The sequence below is a fragment of the Janthinobacterium sp. P210006 genome (assembly GCF_036231885.1).
GTDB lineage: Bacteria > Pseudomonadota > Gammaproteobacteria > Burkholderiales > Burkholderiaceae_D > Janthinobacterium > Janthinobacterium violaceinigrum.
This window is the reverse complement of the sequence record NZ_JAZARD010000001.1, coordinates 1,498,827-1,523,301: the sequence shown is the minus strand read 5'-3', so window position 1 is coordinate 1,523,301 and position 24,475 is coordinate 1,498,827. Positions and strand designations below refer to the sequence as shown.

Genomic DNA, 24,475 nt, shown 5'->3' with positions numbered 1-24,475 from the left:
GCAATCACGAACGGTGGCGCAACGGTACCCGCGCCACCGGAATGGCAGCGCGCCGCAGCGCACTACTTTGGAGCAGATTGTGAGTGAATCGGAGTGGCATTGCAAGAAATAACATGCAGAAAAGCAACAACCAGAAGACGCTATGCCGCCACGAACGGGCGGCAGGCAAGCAGAGTCAGTTTTGCTTCACATAGATCAATTTTGACGTATCGAAACCCAGCCCCCGGGCCTTCTCGATCAGGCGCTGCTGCACGGCGGGGTCCATGGTGGGCGTGCGCGACAGCAACCACAAGTAGGACTTGTCGGGGCCGCTGATCATGGAATAGCTGTAATTTTGCTGGTCGAGGTCGAAAACGATGTAGGAACCATAGAAGGGGCCGAAAAACGACACTTTCAGGTAGCCCACGTCTTTCCTGTCCACGAAATACGCCTTGCCTTGCGCTTCCTTCCATGCCGCGTCCGCATCCTTGTAGCCACGGTTGAGCACTTTCAACCCGCCATCCTGCCGCAGGCTGTAGTCGGCCGTCACATGGCTCAGCCCCCGCTCGAACGAGTGGTCGAGGCGGGCGACCTCATACCATTTCCCCAGGTAGCGGGTCGTGTCGAAATTGCTAACAGGCACAATATTATCGGGCCGGCCCATGCAGCCGGCCAGCACGAGTACACACAGCAACAGCAATCTTTTCATGCTTGTCTCCATTGCTTGAATCAAGGTGGCGGCGCCAGGGCATTGGCATCAGGGCAGCAATGCCTGGTCGACGATGCGGCGGATTGCGCCATTGTTTTGCATGCGCACGATGGCCGCATTGAATTGCTCGATAAAATCATCGCGATACGGATAGGCCGCCGGCCGGCGCACCGTGAAACCCAGGTGTCCCTGCTGGCTGGCCAGCTGCGCCGTTTCGTGGACCGCCTGCATCGGCGTGCCGGCCGGCCCCTCGCGCCGGATGCGCTGCAGCTCCCACTGCGCCGACAGACGGTCGCTGACATAGCAATCGATACGTCCGCGCATCAGCTTGAGCAAATTCGTGCGCGTGCCCTTGGCCGGATCGAGCACGATTTTTTCGGCGCGCAAGGACGCCATCAGCCCCGCGTCGCCCAGCAGAAAACCTGCGTTCACGCCGATGTGCAGGCCGCCGTAATCGGCGGGCCACTGGCGCAGCGTGCGCCGGGCCAGCACGTCCTGGTTGCACAGCAACACCAACTGTTCCATCAGCAGCGGCACGGAATAACGCACGTACGGCCGTTCGCTGCGCCACGAATACGGCGGATACAGGGCAAACGCCTCGCCCGTCTGCAGCATCAGCAGCCCCCGCTTCCAGGGCACGGGGCGCAGCTGCACCGCATAGTGCGGCATCGATTGCACGGCTGTGCGCACGATCTCCGTGTAGATGCCTTTCAGCTGGCCATTCTCGACGTAGGAGTACGGCGGATAGTCGTCGTCGCCATAGATCACCAGCGGCGTCGCAGCTCCGGCCTGCGCTTCGGCAACGATGAACAGGCATAGCGCGGCAGGCAAGATGAGCATTCTGAACATGCCCGAAGATTAGCATGGAAGCGCCAAAACCGATCATCCGTTCGTACTGTCCGTGCCCAGCATTTCGTCGAGCTGCGCCAGGGTGCCTGCGTCCTTCACGACGGCGCGCAGCCACAGGTGCAGCGGCAGCTCGCCCCAGCTGGCCGCCTTGTCCGCCAGGTAGGCGACGGGGCTGTGCGGCTCCGTGCGGCGGAAAAAATCGGCCACCTGGCGCAGCTGGGCCAGCGCCTGCTGGCGCTGCACGATGGCGCCCGCGCCGCTGCCGGCATCCTGGCCCGCGGCGATTGGCGCGCCGGCAAAGTCCGCGCCCGTTGGCAGCGGCGCGATGAAATGAATGATGTTTTCCAGCGCTTCGCGCGCGGCGCGAAAGCTTGGGCCATCGGCGCCAAAACGCGCATCGACGCTGCGTTCGAACGCCAGCAGCGACTGCATGCAGTATTGTGCATCGGCCAGCAAGGCGTCGGAAAATGCACGCGTGTTCCGCTGGCGCGCCGCCTCCATCTGCGCCAGGGTCGCCCCGTCGTCATGGCGCGCATCGCCCCAGCCCTGTTCCGCCGCGCCCTGCGCCAGGCTGGCGGCCGCGCGCTGGCGCGCCGCATCGAAATCCTGCAGCGAAAACAGGCCGTCGGTGCCTTCGGTCAGCGGAATCTCGCGCAGCAGCTGCGGCGTGCGCGACAGCAGCCAGAACACATTGCCGATGCGCTGTTCCTGGTCGCCCTCTTCCGCCGGCGGATACAGGCCATCCCAGTAACGCTCGCACAGGCCGGCCAGCAGCGCGTAGCCATCGCCCAGGCCGCGGAAACGGCGCGTTTTTGCATGCGCCTCGGCCAGCCACACGGCCACGCGCAGATCCTTGCTGCTCGCGGCGATCAGCTGTTCGCAGCGCGTCGCCACGAAAGGCCAGTCGGCTTCCTTCAGCGCCGTCACCCACTCGCCCTGGTCCAGGCTGGGGTCGTCGTGCTGGCGCGCGCGCGCGATGGCGTCGAGCTCCTGGCTGAAAGTGATGTCTTCGCCGCAGGGATTGACGGCGCTGACGGGGTGCAGCAACTGCTCCAGATTGAACATGGCGCTCTCCGCGGATTGACGTGACCGGATGACGTTATTTGATGGCGTACTTGAACTGCCCCTGCTTGTTCGCGCTGACGCGTATCGAGGCTATCGGCTCGCCTTCGGCCATGCGCGCCAATACCGCTTCGGCAATCGCCGGCAGCAGGCTGCCGTTGAGGATCTGGTCGACATTGCGCGCGCCCGAGTCGACCTCGGTGCAGCGCGCCAGCACGGCGTCGACCAGGCCCCCGTCGTGGCTGAACTGCGCCTGGTGGTTGCGCGCGATGCGCGCGCCGATGCGCGCCAGCTTCAGGGCGATGATCTCGGCCAGCACCGTGTCGTTCAAGGGATAGAACGGCAGCACCTTCAGGCGTCCCAGCAAGGCCGGCTTGAATTGCGCCACCAGCTGCGGGCGCACCAGTTCTTCCAGCGCGGCCGGCGTGGGCAAGTCCTGCGCTGCCCGGTTCAGGCAGGCGGCCATCATGGCGCCCGAGCCCAGGTTCGAGGTGGCAATGATGATGGTATTGCGGAAATCGACTTCGCGCCCTTCCGCGTCATCGAGCACGCCCTTGTCGAAGACCTGGAAAAACAGTTCCAGCACGTCGGGATGGGCTTTTTCCGCTTCATCGAGCAGCACCACGCTGTAGGGCTGGCGCCGCACGGCTTCCGTCAGCACGCCGCCTTCGCCATAACCGACATAGCCGGGCGGCGAACCTTTCAGGCCCGCCACGCTGTGCGCCTCCTGGTATTCGCTCATGTTGATGGTCACGAGCTTGCGCTCGCCGCCATACAGCAGGTCGGCCAGCGCCAGCGCCGTTTCCGTCTTGCCCGTGCCGGACGGTCCCGTGAACAGGAACACGGCTTGCGGCTTGTCCGGGTCGTCCAGGCTGGCGCGCGCCGTGCGCACGCGCTGCGCCACGGCCGCGATGACGTGGTCCTGTCCCAGCACCCGTTCGCGCAACGCCCCTTCCAGGGTCAGCACCGTGCGGATCTCGTCCTTGAGCATCTTCCCCAGCGGGATGCCGGTCCAGCCCGCGACGATGCCGGCCACCACCTGCGCATCGACTTCCAGCGGCGACAGCGGCGCCTCGCCCTGCAGCGCCGCCAGCTCGTCCTTCAGCGCCAGCAGGCGCGCCGCGCCGATCTCGCCCGGCCGCTCGCCGCGCAGCTGCGCGCGCAACTCGCCAATCTGCGCCACCAGCGCCTTTTCGCGCTCCCAGCGCTGCGCCAGCACCCCGATCGCCGCCTGCCCCTCGCCATGCTCGCGCCGCAGCTGCGCCAGGTGCGCGGCGCCGGCTTTGTCGGGCGCTTCGCCATCGGCCGCCTCGCGGGCCAGGGCGGCGATTTCCGCGCCGATGCGTTCCTGCCGCCGGTTCGCGTTTTCCAGCTGCGCCGGCGTGGCGCGCTGGCCAAGCGCCACCTGGGCGCAGGCCGTATCGAGCACGCCGATGGCCTTGTCGGGCAGTTGGCGTCCGCTGATGTAGCGGTGCGACAAACGCACCGCCTCGACGATGGCGGCGTCGCGCACGCGGATGCCGAAATGGCGCTCCATCAGCGGCGCCATGGCGCGCAGCATGGCGCAGGCAATGTCTTCGCTCGGTTCTTCCACCTTCACCACCTGGAAGCGCCGCGCCAGCGCCGCATCCTTTTCAAAATACTTTTTGTACTCGCTCCAGGTGGTGGCGGCAATCGTGCGCAGGGCGCCGCGCGCCAACGCCGGCTTCAGCAGATTGGCCGCGTCGTTCTGCCCCGCCTGGCCGCCGGCGCCGATCATCGTGTGCGCCTCGTCGATGAAGAGGATGATGGGGTGCGGACTTTTCGTCACCTCGTCGATGACGTTCTTCAAGCGGCTTTCGAATTCTCCCTTCACGCTGGCGCCGGCCTGCAGCAAACCCATGTCGAGCGCGTGGATGCGCGCGCCCTGCAGCACCTCGGGCACGTCGCCGGCGGCGATGCGCAAGGCCAGGCCTTCCACCACGGCCGTCTTGCCCACGCCCGCCTCGCCCGTCAGAATCGGATTGTTCTGGCGCCGGCGCAGCAAGATGTCGACGGCCTGGCGTATCGCCGTCTCGCGGCCGATCACGGGATCGAGCTTGCCGTCGCGCGCCAGCTGCGTCAGGTCGGTGGTGAACTGGTCCAGCGCCGGGGTCTTGCTGGCCAGGCTAACAACAGGATCGTCGCCGGTGTCGGAAAGCCGCGGCACTGCCGCGCTTTCCTCCTCGCCGGAGCCGGCCGTCAGCTTGTCCGGATGGTGCTTCAATTGCTCGACGCTGAAACGGGCGAACAGCTTCGAACCGCGATACGCGAGCTGCGACAGTTCCGGCTCCGTCAGCAGCGCCAGCAGCAGGTGGCGGCTGCGGATGGGCCCCGGCTGCGCCGCGTCCAGCGAGGCAATCAGCCAGGCATGCTCGAACAGCAGCGGCAAGTGGGGCGAGAACACGGGCGTGCGCGCGCTGCCCGTCCTGAAGCTGCCGATCTCGCGGCGCAGGTCCGCCTCCAGCGCCGTCAGGCTGATTTCGCTGCGCCGCGCAATGGTGACGAAATCGCTGCGCTCCTGCTCCAGCAGGGCCAGGAACAGGTGTTCGATATCGACTTCATACTGTCCCAGTCCCACGCAGATGCCGGCGGCGCGCGTGGCGGCCGTGCGCGCCGTGTCATTGAGCTTGGCGATCAGGGTTTTCAAGTTATTGCTCATGCGGCAGCTCCCTTGCGGTTGATCGAATAGCGCAGCGACGATGGCTGCAGCACGGCGTCGAAATTGACCGTCTCGCCGCCCGCCGTCACGGCCAAGGTGCCGCTGATGACGAAGCCGACCCGGTTGATGCTGCCCGCGTCCCGTTCCAGGCGGGCGCGCACATTGCGCAGGCGCGGTTCATGGCGTTCGATGGCGGCCTTCAGCGCGGCGCAGATGCGGGCACGGTCGTCGCTGCTGGACAAACACATGCCGGCGAAATCGATCAAACCATAGTTGACGATGGAAGCCGCGCATTCCGGGTAGGCGTCGAGCGCGCCGGGCGGCAGGGCCACGCGCGTGTTGAGCAGTTCCTCGAGGTCGCGCGCCACCGCATCCTTCAATTGTTCGAGCGACAGGCGCACCGCCACGCCGCCCGCCGCCGCGCCGCCGTCGCCCATCAGGCGGTCGAACAGGCCCGGTACATAACTGTCCATGCGCTCTCCTGAAAAGTCGGCGCGGCGCGCGGGCGCGGGTGGCCGCCGCGCGCCGCGCGCCATGGATCAAGCCACGCGGTTCGCGGCCAGGTCCCAGCCGCCCGAGGTATTGCCGCCGGCGCCACCCGTCACTTTTTGCTGCGTGTATTTCCACTTCACTTTCGAGAACTTGAAGCCCACATGTTCGCCGAGGATGTCGCCCTCTTCCACGTTTGGCGTGACGGCGCCGATCAGCACATTCTCGATCTCGATTTCAAAGTACTTGACGCGCTCGCCCTGGCCGTCGGCGCGCATGAATTCGAAGCGCGCCTTGGGGATGGTCTTGCCGGCCGAGCAGGTCTGAAGCAGCACCGGCGAGGCCAGGTCGGCCAGCTTGGAGATGACGATGTCCTTGTGCTCGCAGCGTTCGGCCGTGTGGCCGCCGCCCGTCGACGCGGTGGCGGACTTCGGCTGCTCGACGCTCCAGCTGACCGATTTGCATTCGATCCAGTCCTTGTGCTTGTCATCGGTGGATTCGCCCTTGATGCCGTCTATCTGCAGATATACATCGATTGCCATGGTGTGCTCCTCTGGTTGAAAGATGATCCGGTGGATCAGGAATTGGTCGACTTCGGCAACTCCGCGACCAGTCGGAGCGAAACGGATAATTCATCGAGCTGGAAGTGCGGCCGCAGGAAGGACACGGCGCGGTACACGCCGGGCCGGCCCGGCACTTCATGCACCTGCACGGAAGCTTCGCGCAGGGGGAACTGCGCCTTCTGTTCCTGGCTGGCGTTATCGTCGAGCAGCACGTACTGCATCAGCCAGCGGTTCAAAAAATCTTCCACGTTGGAGGCGGCGGCAAAGCTGCCGATCTTGTCGCGCATCATGGCCTTCATGTAATGGGCGATGCGCGAGACGGCAAAGATGTACTGCAGCTGCGACGAAAGCACCGCGTTCGCATTGGCCGCGTCGCTGTTGTACTTGCGGCTTTTCTGCGCCGACTGCGCGCCGAAGAACGCCGCATACGCCGTGTTCTTGCAGTGCACGAGGGAGATGAAGCCCAGGTCCGACAACTCCTTTTCGCGGCGGTCGGTGATCGCCACTTCGGCCGGACATTTCAGGGCCACGTCGCCCTCGTCCGTCTTGAAGGTGTGCGTGGGCAGGTCGTCCACCAGGCCGCCGCCCTCCACGCCGCGGATGGCGGCGCACCAGCCATAGTCGGCAAAGGCCCGCGTCAGCTTGCTGCCGAATGCGTACGCGGCATTGCACCACAGGTATTTGTGGTGGTCGCTGCCGTCGACTTCCTCGACAAAATTAAAGCCTTCCACGGTGGTGCCGTCGACGGGATTGAACGGCAACCGGCCCAGGAAACGGGGCAAGGTCAGGCCCACGTAGCGCGCATCCTCGGATTCGCGGAAGGCTTTCCATTTCGCGTACTCGATGGTGTCGAACACTTTCGCCAGGTCGCGCGGCTTGCCCAGGTCGCCGTAGCTTTCCAGGCCAAACAGTTCCGGCGCGGCCGAAGCGATAAACGGCGCGTGCGCGGCGGCGGCGATGTGCGACATCTGCTCGACGAAATACATGTCTTCCGGCTGGCGCGAGATGGCAAAATCGCCCAGCAGCGCGGCGAACGGCGCGCCGCCAAACGTGCCGAATTCCTCTTCGTAGACCTTCTTGAACATGCTGCTCTGGTCGAATTCCAGCGCTGCCTGGAAATCCTTCACCAGTTCGCGCTTGGTGGCGTTGAACATGCGGATCTGCAGGCGCGTGCCCGTATCGGAATTGCCGACCAGGTAGCGCAGCCCCGTCCAGCTTTGTTCGAGCTGCTGGAACGGCGCCGCGTGCATGATTTCGCTGAGCTGGGCGGAGATCAGGCGGTCGATTTCCGCCACGCGCCCGTCCAGGGTTGCGGACAGGCTGCTGGACATCAGCACCGTGCCGTCGAGCACCTGCGCCACCAGTTCCGAGATCAGATCGCGTGCGCGCGCATGTTCGGCGCCGGACTTGGCGACGCGGCTTTGCTCGACGATCTGGTCCAGCAAGTCGGCGGCGACCGGCGCGCCGGCGGTCGATACTGCGAGGGCTTCTGCCTGGGCGCTCATCTCAATCCTCCTGCGCTGGGAACTGCGGTTTCAGGGTGGCCAGGCTGTCCGTGTTGTTCAGCACTTCCGTCAGCAAGTCTTCCAGCTTGTCGTTGCCTGCCAGCTTGTTGCGCAGGTCGGCCAGCTTGGTGCGCGCCTCGAGCAGCTTGCGCAAGGGATCGACCTGGCGCACCACCGATTCGGGGCGAAAGTCGTCCATCGAGCGGAAATGCAGGTCGACGGCGAACGTGCCGCCCGCCTCGCCGAGGCGGTTCGGCACGGCGAAACGGGCGACCGGCTCCACGCCGGCCAGCACTTCGTCGAAGTTGTCGCGGTCGATGGCGACGAACTTGCGGTCTTTTAAGCGTTTTTTGTCGCTGTCCGGATTGCCGCCAAAGTCGCCCAGCACGCCGACCACGAAGGGCAGCTCCTTGTTTTCAATCGCGTCGCCAATCTCGACGTCGTAGGTCATTTGCACGCGCGGCGCGCGTATCTTTTGCAGGCGTTTTTGCACGCTATCGGACTTGGGCATGTCGCTTCCTTTGCGAAGGGGTGGTGGGAACGCGGGCTTATTTCAGGCCGCTGAACGGGTCGGCCGCGCTGCCTGGCGACGCCGCCCCCTTCGCCGCCGGCGTGCCGGAGCTGGAAGTTGCAGCGCGCTTGCCTGCCGCTGCCGGGCGCTTGACCGGCGGCAGCAGCACGTCCTCGCCTATGCTCGCGCGCAGCAGCTTGGCCAGGTCCTGCGCTTCCGACCGCAGCGAGCCATTCAGATTGTTTTGCCGCGACAGGTCGGCCAGCGCCTTGCCGGACAGGCGCAAGCCGCTGACGGCGACGATGCTGTTGGCGACCTTGTCGTCCGGGTCGCGCTCCAGCGCTTCGAGCGCATGGCCGATGGCGTCGCCGTACTGGCCGCGGTCGAACTTCATCTGCGCCATTTGCAGCCATGGCGCCTTGTCGGCCGGATAGCTGGTGCCGCCGCCCTTGAGCAGGGTCATGGCCCGCTCGTACTGGCCGGCGCGCGCGGCCGCATCGGCGTCGCTCATCACTTGCGCCAGAGTCGGCGCGGCAGGAATCTTCGGTGCCGGCTGGTCCGGCGCGGCGCAGGCGGCCAGCAGCACGGCGCTGGCGAGGCAGGCAATACGGGGCAATATGGTGGCTGGCTTCATCGGGGCATTCCTTCACGTGGAGGACGCTACCGCTGGGAAAGATGGGCGGCGCCTTGCTGGAGGCCATTATTGATCGCCCATTTTTTTGCCAAATTGAGATTAATCAGCAAAGAAGAAGTTCCACATCACAGCCGCGTGCAGCGACATGAATCCTGATCTGGCGCAGCAATTGTCTTGATCGCAGACGGACTTTGCGTCAACGCAAGTAGTCTGGCCATGCATGCGCTTAAATGACTGCACCAGGTTCATTTCCACGCACCATTTTTTGCAAAGAGCTCCCATGCCATCTGACGCCCCGTTCCGCCACCTGGCCCGCGCCGCCGCGCTGCTGCTATTGGCGTTGCTGCAGGCCGGCTGTGCGGGCGGCGCCATCGGCACCCTGGCCAACGCGGCGCTGCACATGGCCGGGACGGCCAAGCCGCCGCCCGAACTGCCCGACGCGCAAAAACCGCCGCGCAACGTCAGCATCCGCCTGCATGCGGCGCAGCGCCTCAACACGGATGCCGACGGCCGGCCGCTGGCGCTGGTGGCGCGCATCTACAAGCTGCGCCAGAGCGCCGCCTTCGAGCAGACGCCATACGACAGCTTCCTCGACACGCAGCGCGAAAAAGCCGCGCTGGGCGCCGACCTGATGGAAGTGAAGGAAGTGCTGCTGGTACCGGGCCAGCGCTACGAAATACAGGAAAAAGTCAGCAAAGAAGCCAGCTTCATCGGCGTGGTGGCCCTGTTCCGCGCACCGGCGGCGCAGCGCTGGCGCGCCACCTTTGCCGCCGCCGACGCGGAACGGGGCGGCATCACCGTCGGTCTGCACGCCTGCGCGCTCAGCGTGGCCGGCATGGACAGCGGCATGGCGCCGCTGGCCGCCCTGCGCTGCCAGTAACGGCAGCAGCGGCTCGCACACACTCAAGGAGAAACGCAATGGGCATGGCAGCGAAAGTCTTGTGGGGCGAAGGCCTGTTCCTGCGGCCGCAGCATTTCCAGCGCCAGGATCAATATCACGAAGCGCGCCTGCACCACACGGCCAGCGCGCTGCATCCCTACCTGTGGGGCGTGGCGCACATGGAATGGGACCTGGCGGCGCTGAGGACGGGCTCCTTGCGCCTGCAAGCCCTGTCGGCGATCTTCCGCGACGGCGAAGTGTTCGAGGCACTGGGTGACGGCGCGCCCGGCAGCGACACCCTGCCCCCGCCCGTGGACCTGGAAGCGCTGCCGCCGGCGGTGCAGGAAGTGACGTATTACGCGGCGCTGCCCATCCTCAACGGCGAAGGCATGAACTACACGGCGCAGGCGTCCAAGGCCGGCACGCCGGCCAGCACGCGCTTTGCGCACGCCATGCGCGCCACGCCCGACCTGTTCACGGAATCGGCCGTGGCCGACGTGGCCTACCTGAAGAAGGCCGTGCGCCTGATTCCCGACAGCGAGGCGCGCGGCTCCTACGACTGCCTGCCGCTGATCGCCCTGCGGCGCACGGTCTCGGGCGGCTTCGAGCCCGTGCCTTCGTTCATGGCGCCCAGCCTGGCGATTGCCGGCGCGCCGCGCCTGCAGGGCGTGCTGGAACACCTGCTCGACGCGCTGCAGGCGAAAGTGAGCGCGCTGCACGGCCACCACCGCGAACCGAGCCGCAACGTGATCGAATTCCGCTCGGGCGACGTATCCTCGTTCTGGCTGCTGCACACGGTCAGCACGGCCGCCGCCGCGCTGATGCATTACGTGCGCCATCCGGCCCTGCATCCGGAACGCCTGTACGAAGCGTTGCTGGGCCTGGCGGGCGGCCTGCTCAGCTACTCCAAGCACTACACCCTGGCCAGCCTGCCCGCCTACGACCACGCGCAGCCGGGCGCCTGCTTCGACGCCCTCGACGCCATCATCCGCGAACTGCTCGACACCGTCATCTCGTCGAAGTATTTTTCCATCGCCCTGGTCGAGGACAAGCCGTCGTACTACCTGGGCAAGCTCGATTCGGGCAAGATCGACCAGCACACCACCCTGTACCTGGCGATCCGCGCCGCCATGCCTGCCATCGAACTGGTGGACGTGGTGCCGCTGCGCGTGAAAGTGGGTGCGCCCGACGACGTGGAAAAATGCGTGCTCACGGCCATGCCCGGCCTCAAATTGTCGCATGCGCCGCAAGTGCCGGCCGCCATCCCCGTGCGCCCGGACACCTATTATTTTGCGATGGAAAACCGCGGCGCGCTATATGAGCAGATGCTCAAGGCGCAGTCGATTTCCGTCTACGTGCCGGCCGGCATACGCGACCTGCAGCTGGAACTGATCGCGGTGACGGCATGAGCCAGCTCATCGAACGGCGCGCGGCGCCCTCCCTGCTGGGACCACGCGGTCCCGCCCCTGCCGGCGCCCGCCATGCCGGCAGCGCCCTGCTGGACCTGATGCACGAAGGCTTTTACATGCTGTTCATGCTGAAGCACGGCTCGGCGCCCGGCGACGAGCAAAGCTTCATGGACCGCATCACGGCCTTCCTCGACGACTTCGAACGCGAGGCAAAAAAAATCCGCGCCGATGGCGACGATATCGCGGCGGCCAAATATGCGTTCTGCGCGGCGGTCGACGAAATTATCCTGGCCTCGCCCTTTGCCCTGCGCAAGCAGTGGGAGCGGCGCCCGCTGCAGTTGCTGATCTTTGGCGACCAGCTGGCCGGCGAACACTTCTTCGACCGCCTCGACGCCTTGCGCGGCAAGGGCGCCATGCGCGTGCAGGCGCTGCAGGTTTTCCACATGTGCTTGCTACTGGGATTCCAGGGCAAGTATGCGATCGACGGCGGCGAAAAGCTCAGCTACCTGACGGCGCGCCTGGGCGACGAAATCGCCCACATCAAGGGCAAGAGCCGGGGCTTCGCGCCGCGCGCGGAACGCCCCGACCAGGTGGTCAACAAACGCGGCAGCGACGTGCCGCTGTGGGCGCTGTCGAGCGTTTTCGCGCTGCTGGCCATCTGCGCCTACCTGGGCCTGAAAACGCATCTGACGCGCAGCACGCAAACGACCCTGGCCGCGTATGCGGACCTGGTCAAACTGGCGCCGCGCCCCGCGCACCTGACCATCACCCTGCCCTGAACACCTCACAGAACCTACTGCGCGTCGAGATTTGCGGCCTGCGATGCTCAATGTGCATTCGCACACTTGCGCTTCTCGGCCACAACTCTCATCCGCTCGCTACGGTTTTGTGAGGTGTCAACCAAATCTATTGCGCGATCCTGAACTCGATGCGCCGGTTTCGCGCCCGGCCATCGGCCGTGGCGTTGCTGGCCACGGGGCGGTCCGGTCCCTGGCCCGACACCAGCACCGAATCGGCCACGACGCCCTTGCTGGTCAGGTAGGCGCGCACTGCTTCGGCGCGCGCCTGGCTCAGGGCCACATTGCTGGCGCGCAGGCCCGTGTCGTCTGTATGGCCGATCACTTCCACCTTGCGTCCCCGCAGCTTGAGCATGACGGCCGCCATCTCGTCGAGGATGGCCAGGCCGGCGGGCGTGATGGACGCCTTGCCGCTGTCGAATTCGATGATGCGTCTATCCAGCGCCGCATCGAGCAAGCCCTGCTCGGCCTCGGCCGCCCTGACCCGCAAGCCGTTGTTGACGGTGTAGGTGGGATTGAGGCTGGTGGCGATGTCGCTGGCGATCTGCTGGCGCTGCGCCTCGTTCGCCACTTCGCCGCGCACGCTGACGTTGTTGCCGTCGATGCTGATCTGCCCCCGTGAAATGAGCTTCAGGTTCGGCGCGATCAGCTTTTGCACGTAGGCGTTCCAGTTGGCCGGCACGGCCACGGTGCCGATGGCGATCTGGTCGACCACGCGCTCGGCGCCATACAGTTCGCGCAGGCGGGCCAGCACGGCCGCCTTGCCCGCCTCGTCGGCCAGGGTCCCCGTAACGAGGATCTGCCCCGGCATGGGCGTCTGGGGCGCCTGCGCCTGGGCGTGGCAGGGCGCGGTGGCGGCAAGCATCAGCAGCAAAGTGGCAAACGGTTTCATCGCACTCCTTCAGGCAAAGGTATCGGCAAACATGGCGCAGGCCGAGCGCAGCGACAACTGCTCCTGCTGCAAACAGGCGGAAAACCGGCTGAGCGCCGCATCGCGTCCCAGCTGCTGCTCCACCCAGTCCAGCTGGTCGAAGACGATCAGCCGCTCGCCGCCGGCCTGCGGATCGATCAGCGCGCGCAAGCCATGCGGGTCGGCGCCGCAAAAACCGATCACCAGCACGGGCGCCTCGTCGAGGTGGGAAAAGAACAGCGCCAGTTCGAAATCGGCCTGGCGCAGGAAAGGCGCGATCAGGTGCAGCCAGAAGCTGGCCACCAGCTCGCGCAGCTGCGCGTCCTGCGGCAGCGGCAGCACCAGGCTTTTCTCCAGGCGCGGCAAGCCGCTCTGGCGCACGGGCCGCAGCAGCAAACCCAGGCCCAGCAGCAATTCGCGCACCGTCACGGGGAATGCGGGCGAGGCCAGCATGGTCTGCAAGCCCTGCACCGTCTGCGCCTGCAAGAAGGCGGCCAGCCGCGCCGCATGGCCAGGTGCGGCCGGTTCCACTTCCACCACGTTGCCGGCCAGCGCCAGCAGGGCCGGTCCCGGTTCGGCGCTGGCCACGATGCCTTGCGACAGCTGCTCCACGCGCTGCCACAGGGGCGCCAGCGCCAGCGGGCTGCAGGCGACAAAGGCCTCGGCGTCGTCGACTTCCAGCGCGCCCATGGCCATGAAGGGAAAGCGCCTGTGCGACTGGTCGTTGCTCGCTTCCAGGCGCCCGGCGATGGCGCGCCGGCTGCGCGTGCCGACGAAGGCAAAGCGCAGCGGCGGCAAGGCGTCGTAATTGAGCTTCCAGCGCGGTTCCACCGTCAGGGCACTCATGACCTGCGCCAGCCAGTCATCGAGCAGCTGCACCAGCGCGTGATTGTCGCAAGCCTTGATGAAGTCGCCCCGCGCGGGGATCTTGCCGAAGTAAGCGAGGCGCACCTGCTGCGGCGCGCGCATCATGGCGCCACCCCGGCCACGGCTGCGGCTGCGGCGGCGATGGCGGGCGCGGGAGGCGCAGGAGGCACGGCGGGAACACCGGGCGCGCCGACGACGGTCTCGGGCAGCTGCATGCCGCGAAAGCCCTGCTCCTGCAGCGCCGCGGTCCCGCCAGCGCCCGCCCCCGCCGTTTCGGCGCTGCTGGTGATTTTCAGGTTGACCGCCACGGCCACCTCGCCGCGCGCCCAGCGCAGTTCGAACACGCCGCCGTCCTTGCGCTTCTTGGCCGCAGCATCGATCATGCGCTTCAAGCCGAATTGTCCCGGCTCGTTGAACAGCTCCACCGTGCGTCCGTCGAAGGTGACGGCCGTGATGCGCGCGCCCTGGGCACCTGCCGCGCCTTGGGGACCCGGATGCAGCATGTTCGTCCACTGGGCCGGGGTATTGCGGTAGCGCAGCTGCTGGCCGTCGATCTCCACCGTGTATTCCAAGGTGCCCGGCGCGGGCGACGGCTGGATCTGGAACACGGTCTGCGCCACGCCGGAAGTAGCCGCCACGCCGCCCGCGCCCAGCGGCGCGATCCAGCCGGGGAAACGCGCCACCACCTGCGGCGCCAGGCTGATACCCATGTCGGCCCAGGTGCGCGGCGCCAGCACGTCGCCGCGCCGCACCACCAGGGGTCCCATGGAGGTGGTGACGAATTTCGCCACCAGTCCTTCCGGGCCGAAGAACTGGCCGATCTCCAGGTTGCTCGCCTCGATGCGCGCCGCGGGCGCAAACGGATATTTGTTCGCCAGCGATTTCTGGAACGGTTCGTACACCTGCGCCGCCCAGGTCTTGTTGATGTCGAGTTCGGCCGGTGCGACGATGACGGCAAAGGTCTGCATCAGCGGGCGCACGAGGATGGGACGGATGGCCTGCTTTTGTGCGTCGCTCATCCCCGTGAGCAGCTGCTCGTCGACCAGTTTCAAGGCGTCGGCCAGTTCGGAACCGCTGCCCTCCAGGGTCTGCTGCATGAACTGGCGCGCGCCCGGGCCGGGATCGCCCTGGTTCTTCAGCTGGTTCAAGCGGCTACGCAGTTTCGACAACGCTTCCAGGTAGGCGCGCATCAGGGACGCATTGTTGTCCCTGACCGCCACCAGCTTGCCCACGCCGGCAAATTCGCGGCCCACGGGTCCCATCGGTTTGTCCAGGCGGGCCGGGTCGAGCTGCGCCTGCATGCCGGGACTCGATGCCAGCTGCGACGGCGCGCGGCGTAGCACCGTTTCCTTGAACCAGGCGACGATGCCCCGCTCGGCCTTGCGCAATTGCGCATTCCGCAGCGCCGGGTTGTCCCACGAGGTTTCGTCGTAGATGGCCGTCAGCAGTTTGGCGATCGGCGACGATTGCGGGTCGCCCAGGCGGTTCATCGCCTGTACGGCGCCGTCAAAACCTTTCAGGTCGGCGACGGCGACGCCCTGCACGAACTTTTGCCACTCGCGCGCGTAGTCGGCCTTGTACATGGCCACCAGGTTTTTCTCGATCTGCTCCGGGCTGCCTTCCAGGGTCAGGTCGTCGGTGGACGCGCTTTTCAGCACCCAGTCTGCGCTTTGCAGCTCGCGGTTGGCGGCATCGCGGAACGCGCCCTCGACGAATTTTTCCCACGCCTGGCGCGTAAAGGCGCCGGAGACGGCGTAACTGCCCGCCAGCAGCGCCTGATCCTGTTCGCCGACGATGCGCGCCACCGTCATGCCGGGAAAGCGCGTCGAGGCGCGCGCCTTGACGTCGGCATACACGCGCTCGCGCGCCGGCATGCCGCGCACCACGCGGCGCAGGTTTTCGCGTGCCTGGTCGACCAGCGCCAGCTTCTGTTCGATGCGCGGCCAGGATGGATCGCCGATCTGCGCCAGGTAAAACGTCAGCAGCCGCTCCGCGCTGCGTATCATCTGTTCGCGCGGCATGGCGCCCCGGTTGCCTTCCAGCCAGCCGCGCCAGAAACGCGTCATCTGGTCGTTCAGGTGGCTGCTCTCGGCATGCGTCTTATCGGCCAGCATCAGATAGGTTTTCAGCGCATTGTAGGCATCTTCCACGTTCGTCGCGCTGGCCGCCTGGTACTGCACGCTGCGCGGCGCAGCGGAAGGTGCGGAAAGCGCGGAGGCCGCGGTCTGCGGCGTGCGCGCCGCGGGCTGCAGCTGGTCGGCGCTGGCGTTCATCTCGAACAGCAGCGCTTCCAGCGCCCCCGCCACGGGGGCCAGCATGATCTGGCGGGCCCCGGCAAAATATTCCTCGCGCAGCTTGCGTTCGAGCAGTTCGCCCTGATACAGGCCCAGGCGCAAGGACCACGGCCGCTGCGTGCGGTACGCTTCCAGCTGTTCTATGCGGTCCTGCAAGATCTCGAGCGCTTCCAGGCGCGACTGCAAGTCCAGGCGCCGCTCCTGCAGCTTCACCACTTTAGCTAGATCGGCCTCCACGTTGGCCACTAGTTGCCGGTTGCCCAGGTAGGACCAGCTCCAGCCGCCCAGGCAGGCGCCCAGCGACACCGTGGCGGCAAAGAACACGGCATATTTGAAGCGCAGCTTGGCGCGGTTGGCATAGTTGGCGACCAGATGCTTGTCGGCAAAAATCACCTTGCGGAACAGTTCCAGCAGGAAATAGCCATGCTGGCGCCCGCCCGCGGGCAGCACGGCCTGGGCCGGCGCGAAGGCCAGGTCGAAGCGGCGCGCCACCTGCTGCGAGGAGGCGCTGACGGGCTCGCCCTCCTGCAGCGCGCTGGTGAAGTAAAAGCCGCGGAACACGGGCTGGAACTGGAACGGATTTTCCTCGAACAGGGTGGCGATGAAGGCGCGCAGGGCCGGCTTGACGGCGGCAAACTCGAGCGGAAAGGTGAATACGCCGGGCGCCATCGTCTTGCGTTGCCGGTGCGCCATGTTGGCCAGGCTCAGCTCCGTCAAGCCATCGTGCAATTCATCGAAACTCTGGTCGAAAAACGCCAGCAAATCGGCCGTGGGCAGCTTGCGCTGGTAGGGCATGGTGGCGCCCCAGACGCGCTCGCGCTCGCTGCGTTCGGCATCCGCGAAAAACTCCGTGAAGCCGGCGATCAGGTCCGCCTTGGTAAACACGATGTACAGGGGCGCGAACACTTCCAGGCGCTCGATGACGTCCTGCACGCGCTTGCGCAGGCTGCGCGCCAGCTGCATGCCCACGTCCGGGTCGCCTTTCAATTCGGCAATGCTGACGGCGATGAGGATGCCGTTGATGGGCGCCTTGCGCCGGTATTTTTTCAGCAGGTCGAGAAAGCCGAACCACTCGCCCCGGTGCTCGTCGACGACGCAATAGCGCCCCGCCGTGTCGAGCACGATGCCGTCCGTGGTGAAAAACCAGTCGCAGTTGCGCGTGCCGCCCACGCCTTGCACGATCTTGCCGTCGGCGAAGGGAAACTGCAGTCCCGAATGCAGGATGGCGCTGCTCTTGCCGGCGGCCGGATTGCCGATGATCATGTACCACGGCAATTCGTACAGGGCGGCGGCGCCTGATTTAATGCCCAGCTTGGACGTCTTGATGGTTTCGATGGCGGCCAGCATGCCCGTGCGCACGGCGTCCAGTTCGCCCTGCTGCGTGTTGCCGGCCGCCGAGGCCGACGCCGCCTGCGCGGCGGCGATCTCGGCCTCGTTGAGGATGGCTTGCCCCAGCATCTGCGCATTGCGCCGCGCGCGGCGCCGGCGCCACAGCCACAGGCCCAGCCACGTGACAAAGGCCAGCAGCAGCAAGGCCAGCGCCCAGACCAGCGCCACTTCCAGCGCCTCGGCGCCCAGGTACAGGAACACGGCCAGCGCCACGAAGCCGACGATGGTCAGATTGCGGCTGTCGGTGAAGAAATGCCAGAGTCGTCGCAGCATGATGAGCCCAGGGTGAAGTCGCAAACAGGATGGACGCCGCCGCGCAGCAAGGCGGATTCGGCCCATGCTGACAGCAATGGGCCACGCCTTTGTTGACATATGACAAGTACCAGACGCCAGCGCGCGGCAGGCTTCGGCAGCCCATTGATGCCGCGCAAGTAAGCTTGCAGCGCTGAAAATCCGGCCGCCGTGCGGCGCTAGAATGGCTGGCGCGGCTTACTTGCCCAGCACGCGCGGTTGCGGCAATTCCGTATGGCCAAAATCCATCATGGTCCACCGTCCGCCCCAGCGCAGGCCCACCGATTCGGCCGTCACGCCATATAAACGGTAGCCGCGCATGGCCCAGGCATTTTTTTCAGAAATGATGAGCTTTCCTTCATGCATGAATGCGCAATCGGCCGCCAGGCCGTACTGGTGATAGCTTTGAAACGCCCTCGCGTTCGTCACGTTCGGGCCGGCCGCCGCCAGCTGGTCCTGGCGCGCGGGACTGCGATAGCCTTCCAGCAAGACCATGTCGTAGCCATGCACCTCCTTCATGATCTTGAAGACCAGCAACAGGCGCTGCGCGTAGTCGTGGTCGAGCAATTGCCAGTTGCGGCTGGCGCCGCCCAGCAGCGGGCGCAGCTGCGTCACTTCCGCCGTGGAAAACAGCAGCGGCGGCAAGGCGGGTGGCGGCACCAGCTGCTCGCCCTTGAGCAAGTCGCTGACCTGGTCGTTGATGACATGTTGCTGATCGGCATAGCCACGCAGGGCGATGCGGTCGCTGGACAGCCAGGCCAGCAGCGGCGGCACGACGACCAGCACGCTGCCCGCCAGCGACAGCCAGCGGTGCCGCCACAGCAGCTGCCAGGCGCGCGCCATGCCCGAGCCCGTGTGCCGCTGCACGCGCTGCCACTGCACCCCGCTGCCCCGCTGCAGCCCCTGCGCACGCCGCTGCATGCGCCAGCCGAGGTTGACGAGCGCATGCAGCACGATGGCGCGGCCGCCGGGAAACAGCAGCAGCCAGCAGGCAAAACAGGCAAGCAGGAAATACATCAGGACCAGGGCGACGAACATGGGGCGCTCCGTGACGGGATCGGCGTGGGCCGGGCAGCGTGCTCGGCAGTATCGCTAGATCGTAGGCGTCTGCGGCCCGCCTGAGCGCGGTTTACATCAAGGTCAGTCGAGTTTGATCCATTGCGGAGGTGATATTTTGTCTTTATTGAAAACCGGAGATGGCCAGTCCAGAGGTCCCACCCTGCTGGGCACGGCGGGGGCAGCCGCCGCGCAGGCCGATGGCAAGCGCATCCTGTCGCAGCTGGAACACGGCGCCGCCGCGCCCGCCGCCAGGCCCGCCCTGCGCTGGCGCCCTGGACGGCGGCACTGGGCCGCCGGCGCGCTGTGCCTGGCGCTGCTGATCACGGCCATGCTCGCCGACGGGCCCGGCACCGTGCCGCTGCCGCCGGCGCCGATGCCCTCCGCGGCCACGGCCCCGCCCGCACTGGCAGTGCCGGCCGCGCCGGCAGTGCTTGCGCATGCGGCGCAAGCGGCCACCATCGTCAATACGGCGGGACCACCCTTGCCTGCAATACCGGCCACGGCAGCAAGCGCGGGGGCGGGTGCGCTTGCCAGCGCCGGCAGTGCGGGTGCGGGTGCGGGTGCGAGCGCACCGCGCAAGGCGCCGCCGCCCGCGCGCCAGGCTGCTGCGCGCACACCGGAGTCAAGAGCGGCTGCCGCCCCCGGCGACAGCGACGTCGCCTTGCTGACGGCGATGGTGGCCCATGCACACCGGCAAGATGGCACGGCGGCGCCCATGCGCGACGTGGTGCTGCGCCAGCGCGAAGGGGAAACCGCGGAACTCCTGCAGCGCTGCCGGCAGCTGGGCCTGATCGAAGGCATGCTGTGCCGCTCGCGCATCTGCTCGGGCCGCTGGGACAGCGATCCCGCCTGCCACTGAATACCGGGGCGCCGGATGCAACGTCAGGCGCGTTCGGACACTTCGATCAGGTTGCGGTCCGGATCGCGCAGATACACGGAGCGGATGGGCCAGTTGGCGCCCGTGCGGGCCACCGGACCTTCCTCGATGGCAATCCCCAACGCCGCCAGATGGGCAATGAATTCGTCGAGCGGGACGGCGGCGATGAAGCACAGGTCCAGCGCGCCGGGCGTGGGCAAGTCCGCCTTGGGCAGGAATTCCTTGCCGGCCTCATGCAGATTGATTTTTTGCGCGCCAAACTTGAAGGCATGGCGGCCGGCGCCAAACGTTTCCAGCTGCATGCCCAGCACGCGCGTATAGAAATCGATGCAGGCTTGCTTGTCGCGGGTGGTCAATACCAGGTGATCGAGGTGGTCTATCATGTATTTTTCGGGTGAGTGGCCGCGTCCATGCGGCCTTGCAAAAAGCCTTCCATCAACGCCAGCAATGCCTGCGGCTGCTCCTGGTGCGGCGTGTGGCCGCACTGTTCGACCATGGCGGGCACGGCGTTGAGCGCCTGCGCCACGATCGTATCGACCTGGGCCGCGCTGCCATACTGGTCCTCGCTGCCCTGCACCACCAGCGCCGGGCATTCGACGGAGGGCAGCAGATATTCGATGTTCCAGAACTGGAAGCCATAGCTGAGCCAGGTATCCGACCAGGCCTTGAAGATGGTTTCCGTCTTGTCGCCATGGTATTTCGCCAGCGCGCGCAGCTTGCCCGCGCCAAACGCCGCGTCCGCCACGCGGATGCCATCGAGCGTGATGCCCTCGACAAACACGTGTGCCGCTTCGGTGATGATGCCGCGCAAGCGGGGCGGCTGCTGCGCCGCATAAATGAGGGCGATGCTGCCGCCGTCGGAATGGCCGACGAGAAAATGGTCCTGCCCCGGCAGCAGTGCCGCCAGCACTTGCGGCAACTCGCACAGCGCGTAATCGTGCAAATAATGGAGTTGGCGGCGCGCCGCCAGCGCCGACGACTGGCCATAGCCGTGGCGGTCGTACACCAAGCCGCGGCAGCCCGTCGCCTGGCATAGCTGAGCGGGAAAATCTTTCCACATCGCACAGCAACCGAGCCCCTCATGCAGGAAGACCAGGCAGGGCTTGGCAGGGTCGCCTTCGATCAATTCGTAATAGATATCGGTTTCGGCACTCAGGTTCAGTATCGGCATAGGCTAGGCTCGCAACGGTTTCCGCATCGACAGGTCGGCTGGACCTATTGTGCCATTGTCCTGCGCGGCATGCGTGGCGCCCCATAAAAATAGCTTGCTGGAAAAGATCTTGACGCTTGCCTGCAAGGTGTTTGCGCCAGCACAAATGGCCGCCGTTTTGCATGGCCGAATCGCCCCTTTTTGCCTGCCTGCGGGCCTAAAATTAGTGCCTCCCCTCTTGGAGCAGACGGCTACCTTATCAGCCAGATCGTGACACTGGCCGTCACGGCAACAGATACGGCGTCTTGCCGCACGACGTCAGGCGCGGCGTCCAAACTATCGATCAGGAGCACATCATGGAAATGAAAGTAGAAGACAGGACCGGCAGCAATCTGGCCGAACAGGAACTCACCGACTTGCCCGTGCAACAGGAAAGCAAAACGGCGAAAGGGACGGCCGCAAAGGATTTGAACCTGAGCGGTAATGCCTTCACCACGTATTACACGTGGCGGGCAAACGGCGTGTTCCACGCCGTGAATTTCGTCAACGGCAACGTGACTGCCAATTCGCGCGTGTTCCTCAATATCAGCGAATTCAGCACGGATGCCCAGCACCGCTTCATCGGCGCCGCCCGCATGGCCGTGTATAACATCGCCCCGTACAACGGCGGCTTCCTGGCCTGGGTGGAAATTTCCTGGGGCAGCCCGCTCAATATCCGCTTCGACGTGTTCGTCGATCCCTGATCCGCACAGCATTGGGCGGGTCCCGGCGGCCGGCAGGCAAGCATTGCGTGCATCGGCCGTGTATTGAAGGGATGGAAAGAGAAAAAGCGTAAAACGGGAATCGTGCGCGCAAAACAAAAGGGCCACGTGTTGCCACGTGGCCCTTTGCTACTGCTTGTTCTGGCTCCCCGACCTGGACTCGAACCAGGGACCTGCGGATTAACAGTCCGTCGCTCTACCAACTGAGCTATCAGGGAAAGGAGGCCGAATTATATACGTCAAAATTTCCCATGTCCAGTTGTTGCTGCATGGCGCACTAAAACAGGCCGCCTGCCGCTGACTGCCTCGCCCAGATGCCAGGGCATCATGCGAAGGCATCGCAGGCACTGCAACACGGCAGCACGGCAGCACGCGAGCGCCATGCGGATGGGGCTGCCGTGGCATGGCGCGCATGCGCGGGACGGGCCACTCACTGGCCGCTTACGCCAAACGGAGCAAGCCTGCGGGTTGCGGCTGCGTCCGTCTGCGCGGCGCCACGCAAGATAGTAGAATAGCCAGGCCGTTCCCACACGGACGGCGCAAAACGGCATGCCAGCAACGGGGCGTCAAGCACGCCGCCGCGCAGACATGCATTTGCAAGGTTCGGCCTTGCCCCTGGCTTACTGCTCTCACCCGACATGACAGAATCAAGCGCATCCCTGGTGGACAAACCCGGCAGCGGCGACAGCTCGGCGGAAATTGCCGAACATATGGCGGCAGCCATCGTGGCGCGCCAGCTGCCACCCGGTACACGGCTGCGCGAAGAGGCGCTGTGCCGGCTGTATGGCGTCAGCCGCACCAAGATCCGCGCGGCCCTGCTGATCCTGTCAAAAGATAAGCTGATCCGCATGGTGCCCGACAAGGGCGCCTTCGTCAGCCAGCCAACGGAGGCGGAAGCGCGCGACATCTTCGCCGCGCGGCGCGTCATCGAGGCGGCCCTGGCGCGCGAATTCGTCGCCAGGGCCAAGCCCGCCGACTACAAGATGCTGGAACGCCACCTGAAAGCGGAACGCCTGGCGCTGGCGCAAGCGACGCCGCTGCGCTCGCAACTGCTGGGCGACTTCCATGTACTGCTGGCCGACATCGCCGGCAACGCCGTGCTGCGCGATATCGTGCGCGAACTGGTGGGGCGCAGCTCGCTGATCACCATGCTGTACCAGTCCGGCCACGCCGCCGCCTGCTCATGCGACGAACACGGCCGTTTTCTCGAGGCGGCGCGCAGCGGCGACGCCGACCTGGCCGCGCGCCTGATGGCGGAACACCTGACGCATGTGGAAGCGGCCCTGCGCTTCGATGGCAGCGCCGGCGAGGACAAGAAAGACCTGGTGGCGGCGCTGCTGATGTAGGCCCCGCCATCAAAAAAGGCCGCCCCTGCGGATGCACGGGCGGCCTTTTTGCGATTGTCGCTTCTTGATTGCCGCTTTTTTGCGGTGACAGCACCGGACGCGCGGCTCCGGCCCTGCCCTCCCCGCTATTCGCCCAGGTAGATGAATTTGAACAGGAAGATGGCGGCGATGATGTAGGCCACGACCGACACTTGCTTGCCCTTGCCCGTCAACAGTTTCAACACGGCATAGGTGATGAAGCCGAAAGCCACGCCGCTGGCCACCGAATACGTAAATGGCATCATCAGGGCCGTGATGGCGGCCGGAATGCTTTCCGTGCTGTCATCCCAGTCGATATAGGTCAGTTCGCGCAGCATCAGACAAGCCACGTACAGCAGCGCGGGCGCCGTCGCGTACGGCGGCACCGTGTGCGCCAGCGGGGCGAAGAACAGGCTGCCCAGGAACAGCAGCGCGACGGCCACGGCCGTCAAGCCCGTGCGGCCGCCCGCTTGCACGCCAGCCGCGCTTTCCACGAAGGCCGTGGTGCTCGACGTGCCCAGGCAGGCGCCAGCGGCAATTGCCGTGCTGTCGGCCAGCAAGGCCTTGTTCATGCGCTCCATCTTGCCGTCTTTCAACAAGCCGGCACGGTTGGCCACGCCCATCAGCGTACCCGTCGCATCGAACAACTCCACCAGGAAAAATACCAGCACCACGTTGACGATGCCGATCGACAGCGCGCCCATGATGTCGAGCTTGAACAGGGTCGGCTCGATGGCGGGCGGCGCCGAGACGATGCCGTTGAACTGGTTGCCGCCAAAGAAGAAGCTGGCGATGGTGATGGTGAGAATGCCGATCAGGATGGCACCCGGCACTTTCAGGCGGTCCAGCGCGACGATGATGAAAAAGCCCACGATGGCCAGGATGGGCGCCGACTGGTGCAAGTCGCCCAAGGCGATGATGGTGGCGGGATTCGACACCACCACGCCGGCGCTTTTCAGGGAAATGATGGCCAGGAACAAGCCGATACCGACCGTGATCGCCGTGCGCAGCGCGGGCGGAATGCTGTTGATGATCATCTCGCGGACCTTGAACAGGCTGACGAGGATGAACAGGCAGCCGGAAATGAAGACAGCGCCCAGCGCCACTTCCCAGCTCATGCCCATGCCCTTGACCACCGTGTACGAGAAATACGCGTTCAAGCCCATGCCCGGCGCCAGCGCGATCGGATAATTCGCGTACAGGCCCATGATCAGGGTGCCGATGGCGGCCGCCAGGCAGGTGGCGACGAAGACGGAGTCTTTCGGCATGCCCGCGTCGCCGAGGATGGAGGGATTGACGAAGATGATGTAGGCCATCGTCAGGAATGTGGTCAGGCCGGCCAGCAGCTCCGTGCGCACATTGGTCCCGTTGTCCTTCAGTTTGAAATAGCGTTCCAGGAACTGCATGATTAACCCCTTGTTTTGGTAAAACCGCGCGCCTGGTCTT

Annotated in this window: 22 protein-coding genes and 1 tRNA gene; 6 read left to right on the top strand and 17 right to left on the bottom strand. The window is 65.7% G+C overall.

All coding sequences use genetic code 11. The features are described from left to right. Positions 1-175 precede the first annotated feature (175 nt). The 9 genes from VPH41_RS06785 to VPH41_RS06745 all read right to left on the bottom strand — a co-directional run bounded on the left by VPH41_RS06785 (position 176) and on the right by VPH41_RS06745 (position 8,981). A complete protein-coding gene (locus VPH41_RS06785) occupies positions 176-688 on the bottom strand; it encodes a lipocalin family protein (RefSeq protein WP_328569384.1) in 513 nt (170 codons plus the stop codon). A 48-nt stretch (positions 689-736) separates the two neighbouring features. Continuing rightward, the gene (locus VPH41_RS06780; protein ID WP_328569383.1) at positions 737-1,528 is read right to left on the bottom strand and encodes a substrate-binding periplasmic protein; all 792 of its coding nucleotides are present in this window, start codon (positions 1,526-1,528) and stop codon (positions 737-739) included. A 42-nt stretch (positions 1,529-1,570) separates the two neighbouring features. Further along, complete coding sequence (gene tssA, locus VPH41_RS06775) at positions 1,571-2,602, bottom strand: type VI secretion system protein TssA (RefSeq protein ID WP_328569382.1); 1,032 nt, start codon at positions 2,600-2,602, stop codon at positions 1,571-1,573. 34 nt (positions 2,603-2,636) lie between these two features. Further along, positions 2,637-5,279, bottom strand: coding sequence for a type VI secretion system ATPase TssH (gene tssH / locus VPH41_RS06770; RefSeq protein ID WP_328569381.1), 2,643 nt, complete (start codon positions 5,277-5,279; stop codon positions 2,637-2,639). Further along, entirely contained in the window at positions 5,276-5,752 is a 477-nt protein-coding gene (tssE, locus tag VPH41_RS06765) for a type VI secretion system baseplate subunit TssE (RefSeq protein WP_328569380.1), read from the bottom strand. The genes tssH and tssE overlap by 4 nt, the downstream gene beginning before the upstream one ends. A gap of 66 nt (positions 5,753-5,818) precedes the next feature. Then, the gene (locus tag VPH41_RS06760; RefSeq protein ID WP_034750126.1) at positions 5,819-6,310 is read right to left on the bottom strand and encodes an Hcp family type VI secretion system effector; all 492 of its coding nucleotides are present in this window, start codon (positions 6,308-6,310) and stop codon (positions 5,819-5,821) included. Between the two features lie 35 nt (positions 6,311-6,345). Further along, positions 6,346-7,836, bottom strand: coding sequence for a type VI secretion system contractile sheath large subunit (gene tssC / locus VPH41_RS06755; protein WP_328569379.1), 1,491 nt, complete (start codon positions 7,834-7,836; stop codon positions 6,346-6,348). Position 7,837: 1 nt separating this feature from the next. Continuing rightward, positions 7,838-8,347, bottom strand: coding sequence for a type VI secretion system contractile sheath small subunit (gene tssB / locus VPH41_RS06750; RefSeq protein WP_328569378.1), 510 nt, complete (start codon positions 8,345-8,347; stop codon positions 7,838-7,840). A 37-nt stretch (positions 8,348-8,384) separates the two neighbouring features. After that, positions 8,385-8,981, bottom strand: coding sequence for a hypothetical protein (locus VPH41_RS06745; protein ID WP_328569377.1), 597 nt, complete (start codon positions 8,979-8,981; stop codon positions 8,385-8,387). 280 nt (positions 8,982-9,261) lie between these two features. On the opposite strand from VPH41_RS06745, the gene tssJ reads away from it, so the two are divergent. Genes tssJ through icmH form a run of 3 tightly spaced genes read left to right on the top strand, consistent with a single transcriptional unit; the run spans position 9,262 to position 12,049 of the window. After that, the gene (gene tssJ, locus VPH41_RS06740) at positions 9,262-9,861 is read left to right on the top strand and encodes a type VI secretion system lipoprotein TssJ (protein ID WP_328569376.1); all 600 of its coding nucleotides are present in this window, start codon (positions 9,262-9,264) and stop codon (positions 9,859-9,861) included. A 38-nt stretch (positions 9,862-9,899) separates the two neighbouring features. Next, complete coding sequence (gene tssK, locus VPH41_RS06735) at positions 9,900-11,270, top strand: type VI secretion system baseplate subunit TssK (protein WP_328569375.1); 1,371 nt, start codon at positions 9,900-9,902, stop codon at positions 11,268-11,270. Next, complete coding sequence (gene icmH / locus VPH41_RS06730) at positions 11,267-12,049, top strand: type IVB secretion system protein IcmH/DotU (RefSeq protein WP_328569374.1); 783 nt, start codon at positions 11,267-11,269, stop codon at positions 12,047-12,049. Before tssK ends, icmH begins: the two co-directional genes overlap by 4 nt. A gap of 127 nt (positions 12,050-12,176) precedes the next feature. Here the strand turns inward: icmH and VPH41_RS06725 are convergent, their stop codons facing one another. The 4 genes from VPH41_RS06725 to VPH41_RS06710 all read right to left on the bottom strand — a co-directional run bounded on the left by VPH41_RS06725 (position 12,177) and on the right by VPH41_RS06710 (position 18,856). Continuing rightward, positions 12,177-12,959 (bottom strand): OmpA family protein, encoded by a 783-nt coding sequence (locus VPH41_RS06725; protein WP_442906223.1) that lies wholly within the window; start codon positions 12,957-12,959, stop codon positions 12,177-12,179. Positions 12,960-12,968: 9 nt separating this feature from the next. Continuing rightward, the gene (gene tagF, locus VPH41_RS06720; RefSeq protein WP_328569373.1) at positions 12,969-13,949 is read right to left on the bottom strand and encodes a type VI secretion system-associated protein TagF; all 981 of its coding nucleotides are present in this window, start codon (positions 13,947-13,949) and stop codon (positions 12,969-12,971) included. After that, positions 13,946-17,800 (bottom strand): type VI secretion system membrane subunit TssM, encoded by a 3,855-nt coding sequence (gene tssM / locus VPH41_RS06715; protein ID WP_328569372.1) that lies wholly within the window; start codon positions 17,798-17,800, stop codon positions 13,946-13,948. Before tssM ends, tagF begins: the two co-directional genes overlap by 4 nt. 216 nt (positions 17,801-18,016) lie before the next feature. Further along, entirely contained in the window at positions 18,017-18,856 is an 840-nt protein-coding gene (locus tag VPH41_RS06710) for a M15 family metallopeptidase (RefSeq protein ID WP_328569371.1), read from the bottom strand. Positions 18,857-18,992: 136 nt separating this feature from the next. On the opposite strand from VPH41_RS06710, the gene VPH41_RS06705 reads away from it, so the two are divergent. Next, complete coding sequence (locus tag VPH41_RS06705) at positions 18,993-19,736, top strand: hypothetical protein (RefSeq protein ID WP_328569370.1); 744 nt, start codon at positions 18,993-18,995, stop codon at positions 19,734-19,736. 23 nt (positions 19,737-19,759) lie between these two features. Here VPH41_RS06705 and VPH41_RS06700 read toward each other — a convergent pair whose 3' ends face one another. Together VPH41_RS06700 and VPH41_RS06695 are read right to left on the bottom strand one after the other, a co-directional pair. Continuing rightward, positions 19,760-20,137 (bottom strand): VOC family protein, encoded by a 378-nt coding sequence (locus VPH41_RS06700; RefSeq protein ID WP_328569369.1) that lies wholly within the window; start codon positions 20,135-20,137, stop codon positions 19,760-19,762. Next, positions 20,134-20,925, bottom strand: coding sequence for an alpha/beta fold hydrolase (locus VPH41_RS06695; protein WP_328569368.1), 792 nt, complete (start codon positions 20,923-20,925; stop codon positions 20,134-20,136). The genes VPH41_RS06700 and VPH41_RS06695 overlap by 4 nt, the downstream gene beginning before the upstream one ends. A 335-nt stretch (positions 20,926-21,260) precedes the next feature. Between VPH41_RS06695 and VPH41_RS06690 the strand changes: the two genes are divergently transcribed. Continuing rightward, positions 21,261-21,647 carry a hypothetical protein gene (locus tag VPH41_RS06690; RefSeq protein ID WP_226941003.1) on the top strand — a complete coding sequence of 129 codons (387 nt, stop codon included), beginning with the start codon at positions 21,261-21,263 and terminating at the stop codon, positions 21,645-21,647. A gap of 160 nt (positions 21,648-21,807) precedes the next feature. Here the strand turns inward: VPH41_RS06690 and VPH41_RS06685 are convergent. Next, positions 21,808-21,883, bottom strand: a tRNA-Asn gene (locus VPH41_RS06685). Positions 21,884-22,303: 420 nt separating this feature from the next. On the opposite strand from VPH41_RS06685, the gene VPH41_RS06680 reads away from it, so the two are divergent. Then, positions 22,304-23,011: a GntR family transcriptional regulator gene (locus VPH41_RS06680; protein ID WP_328569367.1), complete on the top strand. Its 708-nt coding sequence runs from the start codon at positions 22,304-22,306 to the stop codon at positions 23,009-23,011. A gap of 125 nt (positions 23,012-23,136) precedes the next feature. Here the strand turns inward: VPH41_RS06680 and VPH41_RS06675 are convergent, their stop codons facing one another. Then, a complete protein-coding gene (locus VPH41_RS06675) occupies positions 23,137-24,435 on the bottom strand; it encodes an NCS2 family permease (RefSeq protein ID WP_328569366.1) in 1,299 nt (432 codons plus the stop codon). Positions 24,436-24,475: the final 40 nt, after the last annotated feature.